The sequence below is a fragment of the Rhodococcus sp. NPDC054953 genome (genome assembly GCF_053609225.1).
Window position 1 is genome coordinate 1 of sequence record NZ_JBSGXD010000032.1, and the last position, 17,070, is coordinate 17,070.

At 72.0% G+C, this 17,070-nt stretch carries 16 protein-coding genes and 1 tRNA gene; 4 read left to right on the plus strand and 13 right to left on the minus strand.

Translation table 11 applies throughout. The annotated features are described in order from the left end of the window. Positions 1–187: 187 nt before the first annotated feature. Positions 188–727 carry a hypothetical protein gene (locus tag ACWF62_RS18415; protein ID WP_378507507.1) on the minus strand — a complete coding sequence of 180 codons (540 nt, stop codon included), beginning with the start codon at positions 725–727 and terminating at the stop codon, positions 188–190. Positions 728–861: 134 nt separating this feature from the next. Here ACWF62_RS18415 and ACWF62_RS18420 point away from each other — a divergent pair, with 134 nt between their 5' ends. Both ACWF62_RS18420 and ACWF62_RS18425 read left to right on the plus strand, forming a co-directional pair. Continuing rightward, positions 862–4,734: a Pls/PosA family non-ribosomal peptide synthetase gene (locus ACWF62_RS18420; protein WP_452630909.1), complete on the plus strand. Its 3,873-nt coding sequence runs from the start codon at positions 862–864 to the stop codon at positions 4,732–4,734. Positions 4,735–4,749: 15 nt separating this feature from the next. Further along, entirely contained in the window at positions 4,750–6,078 is a 1,329-nt protein-coding gene (locus ACWF62_RS18425; protein WP_378507509.1) for a M1 family metallopeptidase, read from the plus strand. A gap of 142 nt (positions 6,079–6,220) precedes the next feature. On the opposite strand, the gene ACWF62_RS18430 is transcribed toward ACWF62_RS18425, so the two are convergent. The 8 genes from ACWF62_RS18430 to ACWF62_RS18465 form a co-directional block, all read right to left on the minus strand. After that, the gene (locus ACWF62_RS18430; protein ID WP_378507510.1) at positions 6,221–6,586 is read right to left on the minus strand and encodes a Zn-ribbon domain-containing OB-fold protein; all 366 of its coding nucleotides are present in this window, start codon (positions 6,584–6,586) and stop codon (positions 6,221–6,223) included. A 147-nt stretch (positions 6,587–6,733) separates the two neighbouring features. Then, positions 6,734–9,040 carry an ATP-binding protein gene (locus tag ACWF62_RS18435; protein ID WP_452630911.1) on the minus strand — a complete coding sequence of 769 codons (2,307 nt, stop codon included), beginning with the start codon at positions 9,038–9,040 and terminating at the stop codon, positions 6,734–6,736. 158 nt (positions 9,041–9,198) lie between these two features. Then, the gene (locus ACWF62_RS18440) at positions 9,199–10,374 is read right to left on the minus strand and encodes an MFS transporter (protein WP_378571251.1); all 1,176 of its coding nucleotides are present in this window, start codon (positions 10,372–10,374) and stop codon (positions 9,199–9,201) included. 80 nt (positions 10,375–10,454) lie between these two features. Continuing rightward, positions 10,455–11,135, minus strand: a complete 681-nt coding sequence (locus ACWF62_RS18445) for a GntR family transcriptional regulator (RefSeq protein ID WP_378571243.1) — start codon at positions 11,133–11,135, stop codon at positions 10,455–10,457. A 47-nt stretch (positions 11,136–11,182) separates the two neighbouring features. Continuing rightward, a complete protein-coding gene (locus ACWF62_RS18450) occupies positions 11,183–11,815 on the minus strand; it encodes a dihydrofolate reductase family protein (protein WP_452630913.1) in 633 nt (210 codons plus the stop codon). A 74-nt stretch (positions 11,816–11,889) separates the two neighbouring features. Beyond that, entirely contained in the window at positions 11,890–12,087 is a 198-nt protein-coding gene (locus tag ACWF62_RS18455; protein ID WP_378507515.1) for a hypothetical protein, read from the minus strand. Positions 12,088–12,264: 177 nt separating this feature from the next. Beyond that, the gene (locus tag ACWF62_RS18460; protein WP_452630914.1) at positions 12,265–12,705 is read right to left on the minus strand and encodes a DUF2752 domain-containing protein; all 441 of its coding nucleotides are present in this window, start codon (positions 12,703–12,705) and stop codon (positions 12,265–12,267) included. Beyond that, a complete protein-coding gene (locus ACWF62_RS18465) occupies positions 12,702–13,256 on the minus strand; it encodes an RDD family protein (RefSeq protein ID WP_378571239.1) in 555 nt (184 codons plus the stop codon). The genes ACWF62_RS18460 and ACWF62_RS18465 overlap by 4 nt, the downstream gene beginning before the upstream one ends. A gap of 155 nt (positions 13,257–13,411) precedes the next feature. On the opposite strand from ACWF62_RS18465, the gene ACWF62_RS18470 reads away from it, so the two are divergent. Beyond that, positions 13,412–13,780, plus strand: coding sequence for a hypothetical protein (locus tag ACWF62_RS18470; RefSeq protein ID WP_378571237.1), 369 nt, complete (start codon positions 13,412–13,414; stop codon positions 13,778–13,780). A gap of 176 nt (positions 13,781–13,956) precedes the next feature. Here ACWF62_RS18470 and ACWF62_RS18475 read toward each other — a convergent pair whose 3' ends face one another. The 3 genes from ACWF62_RS18475 to ACWF62_RS18485 all read right to left on the minus strand — a co-directional run bounded on the left by ACWF62_RS18475 (position 13,957) and on the right by ACWF62_RS18485 (position 15,895). Beyond that, entirely contained in the window at positions 13,957–14,475 is a 519-nt protein-coding gene (locus tag ACWF62_RS18475) for a hypothetical protein (protein WP_452630915.1), read from the minus strand. A gap of 85 nt (positions 14,476–14,560) precedes the next feature. Beyond that, positions 14,561–14,633, minus strand: a tRNA-Thr gene (locus ACWF62_RS18480). A gap of 68 nt (positions 14,634–14,701) precedes the next feature. Next, positions 14,702–15,895 carry a DNA polymerase III subunit delta' gene (locus ACWF62_RS18485; RefSeq protein WP_378507520.1) on the minus strand — a complete coding sequence of 398 codons (1,194 nt, stop codon included), beginning with the start codon at positions 15,893–15,895 and terminating at the stop codon, positions 14,702–14,704. Between the two features lie 108 nt (positions 15,896–16,003). Here ACWF62_RS18485 and ACWF62_RS18490 point away from each other — a divergent pair, with 108 nt between their 5' ends. Continuing rightward, positions 16,004–16,396, plus strand: a complete 393-nt coding sequence (locus ACWF62_RS18490) for a VOC family protein (protein WP_378507521.1) — start codon at positions 16,004–16,006, stop codon at positions 16,394–16,396. Here the strand turns inward: ACWF62_RS18490 and ACWF62_RS18495 are convergent. Continuing rightward, entirely contained in the window at positions 16,333–17,067 is a 735-nt protein-coding gene (locus tag ACWF62_RS18495) for an AraC family transcriptional regulator (RefSeq protein ID WP_378507522.1), read from the minus strand. The genes ACWF62_RS18490 and ACWF62_RS18495 overlap by 64 nt on opposite strands. Positions 17,068–17,070 lie beyond the last annotated feature (3 nt).

Below are 17,070 nucleotides of genomic sequence, written 5' to 3' on the forward strand. Positions count from 1 at the left end.
CTGGCCCTGGAACTGCAGCGCCGCGGCGGCGGCATCGGTGCGGCGGCGTTGTGTGGTGGTGGTGGGCAGGGTGATGCCCTGATCCTCCGCGTCCCCCAGCACTAGCGCCTCCGGCACCGTGCGTGATGTGTACCCCGATGGGGGTAAAAATCGCGCACGGGCGCCGGGGTGCGCTCGGCGGGGCGAGTCACCAGACGAGCGTGTGCTCCGGAACCCGCACCCGCAGGAAGAACCGACGCCCACCATCGGCGCCGCCGGTGTTGTGACCGTTCACGACGTCCGCGACCCGCTCGGCCAGGGTCTGCAGCTGCGGCGTCACCGCGTCGACCCCGCCCGCGTCGGTCCACCCCCAGGCCCGTGGAACGCCGTCGATGGTCACGTCGAGCGACACGTCACCGGTCACCGTCACCGCGTAGCTGACGGTTCCCGGGGCCGCGCGGACGGGGTCGTGCACGTCGAGGACCGGACCGGCCGCCGGCAGCGGCGCACCGGCACGCGCGGCGGCGAGGTCGTCGCGGATCAGGTCCGCGATCACGTCGAGCCGCACGTGCCGACCCGCCCGGGTGTGTCCGGCGCCGGACCGCCGGGCGCCACCCGTCGTCCCCGCCGACTTGGCGAGCAGCCGGTCGAGCATCCGCTGCGCCGTCGCGCGCTCCTCGGGACCGGTTCTCGGGTGGTCGATCAGCGCGCGCAGGCGGGTGATCGTGGCGACCGCATTCGAGTTCACGGATTCCAAGGTAGGCCACGCCCCGGCGTAGGCTCCACGCATGTCGCGGCCGGTTTTCCGTTCACTCTCTCGCAAACTTGACGTGAGAGAACGACGAGACCCGTCAGCAGACACGAGACAAGGAATCCCCGGCGTTGCACCCGCAGTCCTCCCCTGACCGTTCGCGAATCCCGGCGGCCTACCTCCGTTCGCCACACGCTCCCGCGCCGCGCACCCTCGTCGACGTCCTGACCGCCACCGCGCGGGCGCACCCGGACGCGCCCGCGATCGACGACGGCGAGACCACCCTGACCTACGCGGAACTGCTCGACGAGGTCGACCGGGGGTCGCGGTGGCTCGGGGACCTCGGGATCGGTGCCGGCGACCGGGTCGGCATCCGGATGCCGTCCGGGTCGCAGTCGCTGTACACCGCCATCCTGTCCATCCTCGCCGCGGGCGCCGCGTACGTCCCGGTCGACGCCGACGACCCCGACGAGCGGGCCGACCTGGTGTTCGGGGAGGCGCGGGTCGCGGCGATCCTCACCGGCCGGGGGGTGCAGCCCGGCACCGCGCAGGCAGCCGAGCGCATCCCGCGACCGCCGACCCTCGACGACGACGCCTGGATCATCTTCACGTCCGGGTCCACCGGCACCCCGAAGGGCGTCGCTGTCACCCACCGCAACGCCGCCGCGTTCGTCGACGCGGAGGCGCGGATCTTCCTTCGGGACAATCCGATCGGGCCCGGCGACCGGGTCCTCGCTGGCCTGTCGGTTGCCTTCGACGCCTCCTGCGAGGAGATGTGGCTGGCCTGGCGGCACGGCGCCTGCCTGGTCCCGGCGCCCCGCGCCCTGGTGCGCAGCGGGATGGATCTCGGCCCGTGGTTGGTGTCCCGGTCGGTCACCGTCGTCTCCACCGTCCCGACGCTGGCCGCGCTGTGGCCTGCCGAGGCCCTTGAGGAGGTGCGGTTGCTGATCTTCGGCGGCGAGGCGTGCCCGCCGGATCTGGCGGAACGGCTCGTCACCGACGGCCGCGAGGTATGGAACACGTACGGCCCCACCGAGGCCACCGTCGTCGCGTGCGCCGCACAGATGGACGGCAGGTCACCGGTGAGTATCGGGCTGCCGCTGGACGGGTGGGACCTCGCGGTCGTCGACGGCGACGGCGCCCCCGTCCCGGTCGGCGGGGTCGGGGAACTCGTCATCGGTGGTGTCGGGTTGGCCCGCTACCTCGACCCGGCGAAGGACGCGGAGAAGTACGCGCCGATGCCGTCGCTCGGCTGGGACCGCGCCTACCGCAGCGGTGACCTGGTGCGGCTCGAGCCGGGCGGGCTGCTGTTCCAGGGCCGCGCCGACGACCAGGTGAAGATCGGTGGCCGGCGCATCGAACTCGGCGAGGTGGACACCGCGTTGCAGCAGCTGCCCGGCGTCGCTGGCGCGGCGGCCGCGGTCCGCACCACCGCGACCGGGCATTCGATCCTGGTCGGCTACCTCGCCAGCACCGACCCCGACTTCGACCTCGCCGCCGCCCGCATCCACCTCGCCGAGCGGCTGCCCGCCGCGCTGGTGCCGCGGCTCGCGCTGGTCCCGGAGCTGCCGACCCGGACCTCGGGGAAGGTGGATCGCGCCGCGCTGCCGTGGCCGCTGCCGGGCGCCGACACCGACGATGCGGCCGCCGCCGACCTCGACGGGACCGCCGCCTGGGTTGCCGGGCTGTGGTCGGCGATCCTCGGGGCCCAGATCACCGGCGCCGACGACGACTTCTTCGCCGCGGGCGGTGGTTCCCTCGCCGCCGCGCAGCTGGTGACCGCGCTGCGGGACCGATTCCCGGAGGTGACCGTCGCGCAGCTGTACGACCACCCCCGACTCGGGTCGCTCGCCGCCCACCTCGACTCGCTCGCCCCCGCGGAGGTCGTCGAACCGCGGCACGTCGAACCGACACCGCGATCCGCGCAGTGGCGGCAGGTCCTGTGGACGGTGCCGCTGACCACCCTGACCGGCCTGCAGTGGGTGACCTGGCTGGCGGTCGTGAACAACCTGCTCGCCCTGTTCGCGGACGTGCCCTGGGCGCCGACGGTGCCGTGGTGGTGGGTCCTGGCCGGGGTGCTGCTGTTCATCACCCCGCTCGGCCGGATGACGATCGCCGTCGCGGGCTGCCGGATGCTGCTGCGCGGACTGCAACCGGGCACCTACCCGCGCGGCGGCCCGGTCCACCTGCGGCTGTGGGTCGCGCACCGGCTGACCGAGGCCAGCGGCGCCGCGAACCTGTCCGGGGCACCGTGGATGATCTACTACGCCCGCGCGCTCGGCGCCAGGGTCGGACGCGGAGTCGATCTGCACACGCTGCCCCCGGTCACCGGCATGCTCGAGCTCGGGGACGGTTGCTCGATCGAACCCGAGGTGGACCTGTCCGGGCAGTGGATCGACGGCGACGTCGTTCACGTCGGCGGCATCCGGATCGGCGCGGGCGCCGCGGTCGGCGCCCGGTCGACCCTGCTGCCCGGCGCGAAGGTCGGTAAGAACGCGGAGGTCGCTGCGGGGTCCGCGGTGATCGGGCGGATCAAGGCCGGGCAGAGCTGGGCCGGTTCCCCCGCCGTCAAGCTCGGGAAGGCCGTGCATCCGTGGCCCGCGGAGCGTCCCGACCGCGCCACCCGGTGGGTGCCGGTGTACGGGCTGACGTCGATGCTCATCGCGTCGCTGCCGATCGTCGCGCTGGCCGCCGGGATCGCCCTGATCGGGTGGGCCGTGCACGACACCGCGTCGCTCGGCGCCGCCCTCCCCCGCGCGCTCGCATGGTTGCCGGTCGCGACGCTGCTGGCACTGCTGGTGTTCGCGGCCGCGACCGTCGTCGCGGTGCGGGCGCTCGGTGTCGGGCTGACCGAGGGCTACCACCCGGTCCGCAGCCGCGTCGGCTGGCAGGTATGGGCCACCGAACGGCTCCTCGACTCGGCCCGCACCTTCCTGTTCCCGCTGTACGCCAGCCTGCTGACCCCCGTCTGGCTGCGCCTGCTCGGCGCGCGGATCGGCAGGAACGTCGAGGCGTCGACGGTGCTGCTGCTGCCGAAGTTCACCACCGTCGCGGACGGCGCGTTCCTCGCCGACGACACGATGGTCGCGTCCTATGAGCTCGGCGGAGGCTGGCTGCACATCCGGGAGGCGAAGGTCGGCAAGCGCGCATTCCTCGGCAACTCCGGGATGGCCGGCCCCGGCCGCCGGGTTCCGAAGAACGGTCTGGTCGCGGTGCTGTCCGCGGCCCCGAGCAAGGCGAAGTCCGGCTCGTCGTGGTTGGGCAGCCCCCCGGTGCGGCTGCGCAGGTCGGCCAGCGACGGCGACACCGAACGCACCTTCGCGCCCCCGGCCCGGCTGAAGGTGGCGCGTGCGCTCGTCGAGACGTGCAGGCTGCTGCCCGTCGTGATCACGTTCGGGATCGGGCTCGGGGTGCTGGTCACCCTGGAGGTCCTCGCCGGGCGGGTCGGGTTCTGGGCGGCGGCGCTGGGCAGCGGGGTCGTGCTGCTCGCCGCTGGCGCCGTCGCCGGGGTGGTCTCGGTCGCGGCGAAGTGGGTGACGGTCGGCCGGATCGGCCGGGTCGAGCACCCGCTGTGGAGCTCGTTCGTGTGGCGCAACGAGGTGTCCGACGCGTTCGTCGAGACCGTCGCCGCGCCCTGGTTCGCGCGGGCCGCCACCGGGACCGCGGTGCTGAACGTGTGGCTGCGGGCGATGGGTGCGTCGATCGGTCGGGGGGTGTGGTGCGAGTCCTACTGGCTGCCCGAGGCGGACCTGGTGACCCTCGGCGACGGCGCGACCGTCGAACGCGGATGTGTTGTACAGACGCACCTATTCCATGATCGGATCATGGCGATGGACACCGTCACCCTCGGCCGCGGCGCCACCCTCGGACCGCACTGCGTCGCGCTGCCCGCCTCCGGCATCGGCGACGGCGCCACCGTCGGACCGGCGTCCCTGGTGATGCGGGGCGATGTGGTGCCGCCGCACACCCGCTGGCAGGGCAATCCGATCGGCCCATGGAACTGAAAGGGGGCGGGGCGCATGGTCAAACCGGGCAGGGCCGGTAGGTTCTACGAGGATCCGATCGACCCGTATCTGCCGGATGCGGGCAACCGCGGCTACCGGGTGTCGCGATACGAGCTGGAACTGACCTACAAGGTCGCCAGCAATCGACTCGCCGGGAAGGCGACGATCACCGCCACGACCACCGACGCGGCTGGCAAGTTCTCCTTCGACCTGTCGCAGACGCTTGCGGTGTCGAAGGTGGCCGTCGGCGGGACGCGCGTGAAGTACACCCATCAGCACGGCAAGCTCACCGTCACGCCTGCGCAGAAGATTCCGTCCGGCGGCGCCCTGTCGGTGACGGTGCAGTACGCGGGCACCCCGAAACCCGTCCGCGGGCCGTGGGGTGAGGTGGGGTGGGAGGAGCTGACCGAGGGCGCGATCGTCGCGAGCCAGCCCAACGGGGCCGGATCGTGGTTCCCGTGTGACGACCATCCGAGTTCGAAGGCGAGCTACCGGATCTCGGTCACCACCGATTCGCCCTACCACGTGGTCGCGAACGGAGCGTTGCTGCGCAAACAGATTCGGGCCAGCCACACCACCTGGGTATACGAGCAGAGCGAGCCGATGGCCAGCTACCTCGCCACCGTCCAGATCGGCCCCTACGAGCGGCGCCGGGTCGCGGGTAGCACGCCGGTTCCGATGCACGCGGTGCTGCCGCCGCGGATGCGCACCCGGTTCGACCACGACTTCGCCAGGCAACCGCAGATGATGGAGACGTTCATTCGGCTGTTCGGGCCCTACCCGTTCGCCGACTACACCGTCGTGGTCACCGACGACGACCTCGAGATTCCGGTGGAGGCGCAGGGCATTTCGGTGTTCGGGGCGAACCACTGCGATGGCAGTCGCGGAGCGGAGCGGCTCGTCGCGCACGAGCTCGCCCACCAGTGGTTCGGCAACAGCCTCACCCTGGCGTCGTGGCGGGACATCTGGCTGCACGAGGGCTTCGCCTGCTATGCGGAGTGGTTGTGGTCGGAGGAATCCGGGGGGCCGTCCGCACAGGAGATCGCCGCCCAGGTCCACCGCACCCAGGCCGGGTTGCCCTACGACCTGCTGCTCGGCGACCCCGGCCCGGCACTGATGTTCGACGACCGGGTGTACAAGCGGGGAGCGTTGACGCTGCACGCCCTCCGGGGTGAGCTGGGCGACGGCGGGTTCTTCGACCTGCTGCGGCAGTGGACGGCCAAGCACCGGCACGGCTCCGTCACCACCGAGGAATTCACCGACCTCGCAGCACACTTCACGGATCGGTCGCTGCGACCGCTCTGGGACCGCTGGCTGTTCGACACGGAGCTGCCGCACCCGTGACTGCGGCCCGGACCGGGGTCGACACGGTCCGGGCGGCAGAGTTTGGTCGGGCGGCGGTTAGGGCGTGTCTCCTAATCCCTCACGGATGCACCTGGCCGGATTGGACGCCAGGGGCGCCGAAATGGGGATTGGGAGACATGCCCTAAGCGGCCCGAACGAAGTACGGGAACCGCTCGCCCGGTTCCTCGTGCGCGAAGCGGACCCGGACCCGGTCGCTGGAATGCTCCGGCGGCCCGCCCTCGAGCCACGCGTAGGTCCACGGTCCGTCGTCGAGTTCGACGATCGCGATCGTGCACTCCACGAAGCCGGGATGAATGCCGTGTCGGGTCGTGCAGTGCACGACCGTGCAGGAGACGATCGATCCGGCACCGCAGGACGGCACCGCGGTGAGGTCGGTGCACCCGCAGTCCGGGCAGGTCAGGGTGTCGGGTGCCAGGAGGGTCGCACAGTTGTCGCAGCTGCGGATCATCAACGCGGTCGCGACCGGCTGAAGCGTGGTTTCGATCATCAGACGTACCTCGGCTTGGAGCGCTGGATCTGTCATGTTCCACGATGCCCGGCCCCGCGCCGCGGCACGACGGCCGATGTACCCGGTCACATACCTGTTTTCGGTCGGCACGTACCTGGCGCCGACCCGACCCGACGCAGGCACCCGTCAGCCCAGGTCAGGAACGTTCGAGCCCTTCCGCTCGGCCACCCACGCCGCGATCTGGCTGCGCGAGTTGAACCCGAGTTTGGTCAGCACGTGTTCGACGTGACCCTCCGCGGTGCGGCGGGAAATGACGAGGGCCTCGGCGATCGCCCGGTTGGTCAGGCCCCGCGCGACAAGGTCGGCGACCTGCCGTTCGCGCCGCGTCAGCACCGTCTCGGTCGGCACCGGCGTCACCGGTTGCTCCCCGAGGGCGTGCGCGATGGTGTCCTCAAACGCCGAGTCCGCGCCGCGCCGGAAGGCGACCGCAAACGCCCGGTCGCCGAGCCCCCGACGGGTTCGTTCCATGCACTGCTCGTGGAACTCGCGGAGGGCGGGCACCGTGACGCCCGCGCTACCGACGGCATGCCACATTGCCTGCGCGGCGCCGAGCAGGACCGCGGCCCGACCCTGATCGCCGTCGAGGTCGGCGATCCACGCCAGCGCCTCCACCGAGATCGCGGTCCCGACCACGTCGTCCGACTTCCGGTCGAGGTCGAGGCCCTGTTCGAGCAGGGTGCGGGCCCGGTTCCGGTCGGTGCGGATGTACGCGAGGCCGAGGATGCACAGGGAATACGACCGGTACAGGCTCTCCCCGCTCGGTTCGGTGATGGCCAGCGCCTGCTCCTGGAAGGCGGCGGCCCGGTCAAGGTCACCGAGCACGGCGTGCGCGAGCGCGATCCCGAGCAGCGACGAGATATACGGCACCGAGTGCGCGTCGACACGCAGGCCGGACAGGGCGCGGCGGAAGCGGTCGAGCGCGCGCTGCAGGTCCCCGGAAAACACCGCGAGGTAGCCCTCGGCGTGCGCGAGCAACGCCTCGAGCCACGGATCGGCGAGCGCGGCGACGGCGGCCCGCGCCTCCGCGAGCCGGGCCGCGGCAGCGACCACCTCGCCCTGGTTGCCCGCCAGAAGAATGTCGGTGCACAGCGCCCGCACCCGCGCCGCGGTCGGCGCGCCACCCTGGTGCTCGAGCGCCGCATCGAGCCAGTGCCGCCCCTCCTGGATCTGGCCGCGGGAGAGGCAGTAGTGCCCCATCGCCGAGGCGATCCTCAGTCCCGCCTCCGCCTCAGCGGGGTCGGCGAGGCAGAAGCGCATCGCCGCGCGCATGTTGGGCCGCTCCGCGTGCAGCCGGGCCAGCCACATCAGTTGATCGGCGCCCACCCATTCCGCCTCCGCCCGCAGCACCAGCTTCTCGTACCAGTCCCGGTGCCTGCGGAGCAGCCGGTCGCGTTCACCGCTCTCCGCGAGCCGGTCCGCGCCGTAGTCCCGCAGCGTCTCCAGCATCCGGTACCCGTCGTCGTCGCGGTTGAGGATCGACTTGTCGACGAGCGAGGCGACCAGGTCGAATAGTTCGTCCGGGTCGATGCCCTCGCCGCAGATCGCGGCGGCGGCGTCGAGTTCGAACCGGCCAGCGAAGACCGCCAGCCGACCCCACAGCTCCCGCTCGGGCGGGGTGCACAGTTCGTGGCTCCAGTCGATGCACAGGCGCAGCGTCTGCTGCCGGCTCGGTGCGCCGCGGATCCCGACGCCGAGCAGCCGGTACCGGTCGGTGAGGCGTTGCAGGATCTGATCGGGCGACATCGCCCGCAGCCGGGCCGCCGCCAGTTCGATCGGCAGCGGCAGCCCGTCGAGCCGCTGACAGATCCGCGTCACCGCGGCCCGATTGTCGTCGGTGACGCCGAATCCGGGCACCGCCGCGCCTGCCCGTTCCTCGAACAGGACCACCGACTCGTAGCGCGGGGTGCCGCGCCGTCGCTGCGGCCGATCCGGGTCCGGGACCGCGAGCGGCGGCACCCGCAGCACGGCCTCGCCGGCGATTCCGAGCGGCTCCCGGCTGGTGGCCAGGATGCGCAGTTCCCGGCAGCCGCGCAGCAGCGAACCCGCCAATTCCGCGACCGCATCCAGGAGGTGTTCACAGTTGTCGAGGATGAGCAGCAGGTGCCGGTCCGCGAGGTGATCCGCGAGCGACCACGGTTGATGCGGCATCAACTCCCGCACCCCGAGCGCGGACGACACCGCGTCCTCCACCATGTCCGGCGACGACAGCGGCCCCAGTTCGGCGAGCCACACGCCGTCCGGGAACGCCCGCCGCGATTCCTCGGCGACCCGCAACGCCAACCGGGTCTTTCCGACGCCCCCGATGCCGGTCAGCGTGACCAGCCGGGAGGCCGCGAGCAACCGCCGCGCCTCCGTTGACTCTCGGCGGCGGCCGACGAAGCTGGTCAATTCGTGGGGAAGGTTTCCCGCCTTGCCCCGGACCGCGGGCGACATCGTGGCGTCACTCTCATTCTCCCGATCCCATCGCCACGGTACCCCGGACCCGGCCCCGGCCGGTCACGTTCACGCCACGATGCGTCGGATCGGCGGATCCGCGGGACCCTCGACAAACCGACCGTCCGGCAACAAATTTCGGGGCCGGTCGCCCCGGGTCAGCGCTCGGGAAGGTGCGACCGGCTGCTCACCGCAACCAGGATCAGGCAGCCCGCGGCGACGGCAGCGCCGAGCAGGAAGAGCGCCGGGTAGCCGACGGCGGTCGGCCACGACTGGACCACGACCGCGAGCGCGGCCGGGACCGCGAATCCGATGTAGGTGAACGAGTAGAACACCGCGGTCAGGCCCGCCAGGTCGTCGGGCCTGGCGATCCGCTGGATCTCCTGCAGGCCCGCGACCAGCGCCATGCCGTACCCACCGCCGAGGACCGCGGCAGCGAGCAGGGCCAGCGGCACCGTCAGCCGGTCCGCGGCGACGGCACCGAGTGCCATGCCGGCCACCAGGATCACCAGCGCAACGATCACCGCTCGGGCACTGCGGGGGGTGTCGATGCGCCTGCCCAGGGCCTGGATGGCGAAACCACAGCCCAGCGCGACCACGCACAGCAGCGCGGAGAACGCGATCGGCGTGCCCCCGCTGTGCTCGGCCATCAGCGACGGCAGCACCGCGTACGCGCAGCTCGCCGCGCCGAACACCCACGGCGCGACGGGCACCACCACCAGCCAGAACCGCCGGTGCCCTGCGGCCGGAATCCTGAGGTCCTCGATGAGCGGGGCGCGCGACTCGCGCGGGGTCGCTGCCCGCGACTCCGGCGCGGCGAGCAGCGCGATCCCGGCACCGACCGCGAGGGCGATGTGCAGGACGTACGCGAATACGCTCGGCCACGGCGCCCACTGTGCGAGGACGCCTGCGACACCGGCACCGATCGCGAACCCGGCGGTCAGGCTCATCGCGGCGCGACGCGCCCCCGCCCCGACACCGGCCCGGTGGTCCCACGGCGGCACCGACAGTTCCTTGAGCCAGCTCCCGCCGACCGCCATGCCCAGCCCGAGCCCGACACCACTGAGAATCCGGCCGAGCACGAGCAGGGCCGCGCTGTCGGCGCCGACGGCAAGCACCACCGAGCCGACGGCCGCGACGAACGGGGCGGGCAGCATGATCGGGCGCCTGCCGAGCCGGTCCGACAGGGGCCCGCCGATCAGCAGCGCTGGCACGATGCCGAGCACGTAGGCGAACAGGAAGACGTCCACCACGACGGGTGAGTAGCCGTGATCCAGGCGGTACATCACCAGCAGCGGGGTGAACTCGTTGCCGCCCCACGCCACCGCGAACATGGCGGCCGAGATCAGTGCCCACGGCGGGACCCGTCGTCGGGTGCGGGCGGGCGCCTCGCCGCGGGTGTCGAGCCGGACGCTCATCGGTCGCCCTGCCCGGTCCGCCGGTCGTCGCCGCCGGGGAGCGGCAGCCCGTGCACGCGGCGCATGTGGACGTCGACGGCGGCCGCGAACCCGTCCGGGTCGCCCGCGGCGATCAGGTCGGCGAGGAGCACGTGGTCGTCGATGATCGACCGCAGCTGCAGGGGGTCGCGGGCCAGCGACCGGGCGGTCATCCGCCGCTGCCGCTCCCGCAGGCTGGTGTAGAAGGTGACGAGCAGCGGGTTGCCCGCGGCCCGCACGATCAGCCCGTGGAAGTCGGCGTCGAGCCAACTGAACTCGCCGACGTCGCCCGCACTGGCGGCGGCGCGTTGGGCGTCGAGATTGTCGCGCAGCGCCCGCACCAGACCGGCTCGGGCAGCGTCGTCGCGCGCGAGGACGACGCGGGCGGCGTCCGACTCGACGAGGCGCCGCGCCGAGATCACGTGCTCGGTCTCGCCGTCGGCGACGGGCACGATCAGCGCGCCCCGCTTCGGGTACAGCCGCATCCAGCCCTCGACCTCGAGGCGCAGGAACGCCTCCCGGACCGGGGTGCGGCTGGTTCCCATCTCCGCGGCGATCTCGCCCTCGCTGATGAGCTCACCGCCGGGGAGGGTCGCGGACAGGATCCGTTCCTTCACCTCGCGGTAGACCTGCTCGGACGCCGAATGCAACTTAGACACAAGATGTATTTATACGCCTTGCGAAACAGTTGCCGGTGCGCGGGTCGTCAGTCCGGGCCGGTTCCCCGGCCGGGGGCGGACATGTCCCCAGTCCCCGGCACGCCATCGGCGAGCCCGTACCGCAGGTACACGACACCGTTCGGGCTGGCCACCGGCGGTTCGCGGAGAGTGAGGTTGGCGGGGATCGCGCCGCCGTCGAAGACCCGCTTCCCGGCGCCAAGCACGATCGGGTGCACCCACAGATCGAGACGGTCGAACAGCCGCTCCCGCAGCAGGGTCTGCACCAGGTTGAGGCTGCCGACGACCTTCACGTGGTGGTGCCGGTCCCGGACCTCCCGCACCGCGGCCGCCAAGTCCGGACCGAGCCGGGCGGAGCCGGACCAGGACAGGTCGGGTGCGCCGCGGGAGGCAACGTACTTCGGGATCCCGTTGAACAGCGTGGCGATCCCGCCCTCCTCCTGGTGCGGCCAGTAGGCGGCGAAGATGTCGTAGGTCCGGCGGCCGAGCAGCAGGGCGTCGGTGCCCTCGTACGCGGCCTCGACCTGCGCGCCCGCGACCTCGTCCAGCAGCGGAGCCTGCCACCCCCCGAACGCGAACCCGATCGGGTCCTCGTCGGGCTTGCCCGGCGCCTGCCCGACCAGGTCGAGGGTGGTGAACAGTTCGATCTCGATGAGACCCATGACGTCCTCCCGTGTGGTGCCGTTGCCGTCGACGGGTAGACCGCCCGGCGCCCACGGACTCATCGGTGGTGCGGTCAGGGCACCCAGTACTTCTCCGCGAGCCGCTCGATCACCGGATCACCGTCCGGCGCCCGCTCGAGGGCGGCGAGGTCGTCGTCGAGGGCGACGAGGCGCGGATCGTCGTCGTCGGCGCCCTCGGACGGTGAGCCGCCGTCCTCGGCGATCTGTCGAAGCAGCTTCTCCCGGACCCGGTCGCGCAGCGTTTCGGCCATGCCTGAGCATGACCCCGCGCGGCGCCCGTGTCGAGCCCAGCCCGCGGCGTCAGTCGTCGTGCCTGCGGAAGACCTTGCGGGCCACCGGGATGAGCATGATCAGCGCGCCGACGAGCACGATCAGCGAGAAAATCTCCATGGCCATGCGACGAACCTCCGTTCTCCTGCGGTTCCTGCTCAGGTCGGTGCGAGCACCGAACCCCACGGGGTGTTGCGGACGATCGTGAACCCGCCGAGGGCGGCGAGCACCATCACCGACGCGGCAGGCGACAACACGATCATCCTCCCGCCCGCGCCGCGCCACCGGCGGCGCACCCACCCCAGCCAGGCCAGCACCAGCACCAGTGCCAGCGGCGCAACGAACGGGTTGCTCGCCAGCGACGCCAGCACCTCACCGTTGGTGAGGTGGCCCGCCGCGCGCAGGCCCCCGCACCCCGGGCACCAGAGTCCGGTCAGGGCCCGGAACGGACAGAAACCGTAGGCACCCGGCATCCGGGGATCACGCAGCCGCAGCAGCACGGCGAACGCCACCCCGGCGAACGCGAGCCCGGCGGGCCCGGCCAGGCCCCTGACCCGTGCCGCTGCCGGGGCAGGCACGACGCCTTTCGCTGTGCTCATGCGGTGCGGGTCACCACCGACGAGACCAGCATGTCGTGCCAGCACCGATGCCGCGCATCCCACAGCGGCCACAGGAAATTCAGGAAGCATGCGTCACCGAGGACGACGAGCACCAGCCATCGCACAAGGGCCATTCCCGGTCCGAGCGGGCGCCCGTCGACCTCCCGGACCACGGCGATGTCCAGCCACGACTTGCCGACCGACTGCCCGGTGCGCCCCTGCCGGAACACCATGTTCCACACCACCAGCGCGAGCGCGAACAGGATGCCCGCGGCCAAGACCGCGATCCCGGCACCGCTGACGCCGGTGGTCTCGACGGTCCTACTGGTGTAGTGGTCGCCCCCGTAGGTGGTGGTCGTGGTGCCCGCGTCCTTGAACGCGACGAACGCCCCGATGCCCGCGACGACATAGCCCGCGAGCGGCACCACGATGCCGTCGAGCAGGTAGGCGCCGACCCTGGACCACCACGACGCGTACGGGTAGGCGGGCATCGGGGGTGTCGCGTAGCGCGGAGCCGGTGGAGTCGGGAAGCCCGGCGGCTGATCGGTCATCGCGTGGCGTCCTTTCCGTCCGGGAAGGCGTACGGACAACGTAGCCCGAACCCGCCATCGGCGCGCCCCGTCGCGGATGGTTGTCCGGCCTCCCCGGCGGGGTTAGATTGCGGCCGACTTCCTCATCACGCCTCCGCAACCGGAAGGACCCTCCCGTGCCGGACCAACCGATCTACGACAAGGCGGATCAGCTGCAGCAGGTCCAGCAGGACCTGCTGCAGGGTGAAGAGGTCGTCGCGGTGTACGACTGCACCGGCGCGGGGACCGGCTTCCTCGGCCTGACGAACCTGCGGGTGGTGATCCAGGACCGCAGCTTCGTCGGAAAGCGCACGGCGATCACCTCGATCCCGTACCGGAACATCCGCTCGGTGTCGCTGCTCAGCAACAGGTCGTGGGCTGGCGAGTTCTTCTCATCCAGCAGCGTTGCGCTCACCGCGGGACCGGACACCTTCGAGGCGGACTTCCGCGGCACCGAGAAGGCGCATCACGCGCATGCCGTGATCCTCGGTCACATCACCCGCTGACGGTTGTCCACAGGAGCTGTGCACAACTCGGGCGCGTCCTCTGCACAACTCCCCCGCGACTGTGGACAACCTGGGGAATTCTGGTGACCACACAGCAACACCCGCCCGTCTACCTGCGGAAAGAAATTCCCCACCCCTGTTGGCAACTCACCCGGCGCTGCCGAGCGCGCACCGGATCAGCTCGCCGTGAGATCGATGACCTGCGGCTCGGTCGGCTGCTGGCTGGCGGTGTCGTAGAACCCGAACGCCACCGGTGTCGAATCGGCGGGCACCTCGAACACCCAACCGACCTGCCCCGTCGCACCGACCGCGACGAGCTCCGCACACGGCGGGTTGCCGGGCACCGACGCGAGCCCCGGGATCACGTCGAAGCGCCTGCGCTGGTCGTCGACCAGTCGGCGGCCGATCGCGGTGCCGCAACTCAGATCAAGCCCGGCGTCGGTGTTGTTGGTGACCCGGGCGTCCAGCACGACGTACTTCTGCCCGGCTGGCGCGGACCGGTCCCCGACCGTGGTGTCCGTCCGGACCGAGGTCACGTTCACGACAACCCCGCCGCCCTCGACGTCCTCCCCAATCCGGTGAACCGTCGCAGCCGCCGCCTCAGTCGGCGCGGGAGCCTGCTCCGACCCGCCGCCGCCACACCCCGCAACGAGCACCAGCACGGCCCCGAGCCCCGCCACCATCGCCTTGTTCATCCCGGCAGGCTAACCAGCCACCACGGCGGGTCGGGTGGAAACAGAAAACCCCAGGAGGTCCGGGGACACACCTGGGGCTTCGCTGAGCTGCCTGAGAGAATCGAACTCTCGACCTTTTCATTACGAGTGAAATGCTCTACCGACTGAGCTAAGGCAGCGCACCCGGCCTCGCGGCCGAGCAAGCGGAAGTCTATCCGCTCCCCCGCCAAACACGAAAACCGGGTCGTCAGCCCAGCTCGGCCCCCAGCTTCGCCATCATCGCGGCCATCGCGAACTGGGGTTTGACGTTGACGTCGAGGGCCTCGCGGCACTCCAGCACCGCCTCGACGCACCGCAACAACGCGTCCGGACTGCCGATCATCGCCATCTTGCGTGCCTGCTCCTCCCGGTCGGGATGGTTGAGCGTTGCGGTGGATCCGAGCGCAACGGCGAGCGCATCCCGGTACAGGCCTGCGAGGTCGATCAGCGCGCGGTCGAGGCCGTCCCGCTTCATCCGGGTCTCCCGCGACTTCTGCCGCCGCTCGAGGTCCTTGAGCGCGCCCGCCGAGCCGCGCAGCGCCCCGGCGGCTCCCTTGCCGGTGCCGCCGGCTCCGAGCGCGGTCCGCAGCTCCTCGGTCTCGCGATCGTTGATCTCCGCGTTGAGTTCCTTCGCCTCGGCGTCGAGTTCCCGAACCAGTTCCTCGGCGACGGAGAACCGGGTCGACCACCGGGTCGCCGCGGAGGCGAGCGCGAGCCCCTGGTCGCGACGGCGGCGGGCCGCGTCGTCGGTGGCAAGGCGCCGGGCCCGGCCGACGTGACCGCCGCTGATCCGGGCCGCCTCGAGCGCCGCCTGCTCGTCGAGTCCGTCGGTCTCGCGGAGCACGGCGGCGATCGCATCGACGGACGGGGTCACCAGTCCGACGTGCCTGCACCGCGACCGCAGCGTCACCGAGATGTCCTCGGGATCCTCGGACGGCGCGCAGAGCAGGAAGACGGTCCGCTCCGGCGGCTCCTCGACCACCTTCAGCAGCGCATTCGCGGCGCCCTCGGTGAGCCGGTCCGCATCCTCGATGATCATCACCTGCCAGCGCCCGGTGCTGGGGCGGCGGGCCGCGATCTGCACGATCTCGCGCATCTCCTTGACGCTGATGCTCAGTCCCTCGGGGACCACCCGCCGCACGTCGCCGTGGGTTCCCGCGAGGACGGTGGCGCAGGCGTGGCACCGGCCGCAGCCGGGCTCCCCGTCCCCGGTGCACTGCAGCGCCGCCGCGAAACACAGCGCGCCGATCGAACGCCCCGACCCGGGCGGACCGGTGAACAGCCACGAGTGCGTCATCAGGGAACCCGCCGACTCGGTCCCGCCGCGCGCCGCCGTCGCGGCAGCGATGAGTTCGACCTCCACATCCCGCTGGCCGACCAGCCGATCGAACACTCCCGCCATGCCGCCCAGCCTAACGGCCTGCGCCGACACCGGATGTGTCGGCGGCGCGCCGGGGCGGGCGTCCGAAACGTTCAAGACCACGCACGGGCCACCACCTACGGTCGAGTCATGACACCACGAATCGCCGTGATCGGGCTCGTCGCCGCCGACCTGTCCCGCGCCTTCGACTTCTACCGCCGTCTCGGATTGGAGATCCCCGAGGACGCGGCGGGCCAGCCCCACGTGGAGGTGCCGCTGCCCGGCGGGCTGCGCCTCGCGTTCGACACCGTCGACACGGTCCGCTCCCTCGACCCCGACTACGTGCACGGCGCAGGCGGCGGGGCGTCCCTTGCGTTCGACTGCGGCAGCCCGGAGGCCGTGGACGCGGTGCACACGGAGTTGCTTGCCGCGGGCGGGACATCGGCGCTCGCGCCGTTCGACGCCTTCTGGGGCCAGCGCTACGCGACGGTCACCGACCCCGACGGCAACCACGTCGACCTCTTCGCCGCGCTGCCCGGCTGAGACACCAGGCCCGACAGCGACGTTCCGCTCAGCGCCCGCACCTCCCGTGCCAGGTGGGCCTGATCGGCGTAGCCGGTGGCGACGGCGACGTCCGCGAACGGATGCCCGGCCCGCGCCGCGGCCAGCGCCCGGTCGAAGCGCAGCACTCGGGCCAGGGTCTTCGGTCCGTACCCGAACGCGGACACCGACGTCCGGTGCAGACGCCGGGTGCTCCAGCCCAGTTCGGCGGCGACCGCGGACACCGCCGCCCCCGTCGACAACCGGGCCGCGATAGCCATCTCGACCGGCAGCCCGGCCGGGTCGAGGCGGCGCCGCACCTCGCCGACGAGGGCGCCGAGCGGATCCTGGGACGCGATGCCGGCCAATCGGCGCACCGCGGCGTCCGGCCACAGCGCGGACAGCGGAACCCTGGTGTCGCGCAGCTCGTTCGCGGCCACCCCGAGCACCGTCGGCCCGAGCCCCGAGGCAAAGCGCAACCCGATCGCGCGTGGGCCCGCTGCCGTGGTCCGATGCGCCCGGGTGTCGGGGCCAGCGACGAGGAAGCCGCCGTCGTGCCAGATCAGGTCCATGCACCCGTCGGGGAGCACGACCGCGCCCTCTCCCCCGACCCGGTCCACCGCCCAGGCGACGGTGCCGGGCAGCGCGACAGGCAGTTCCCGGTACACCGACACCCC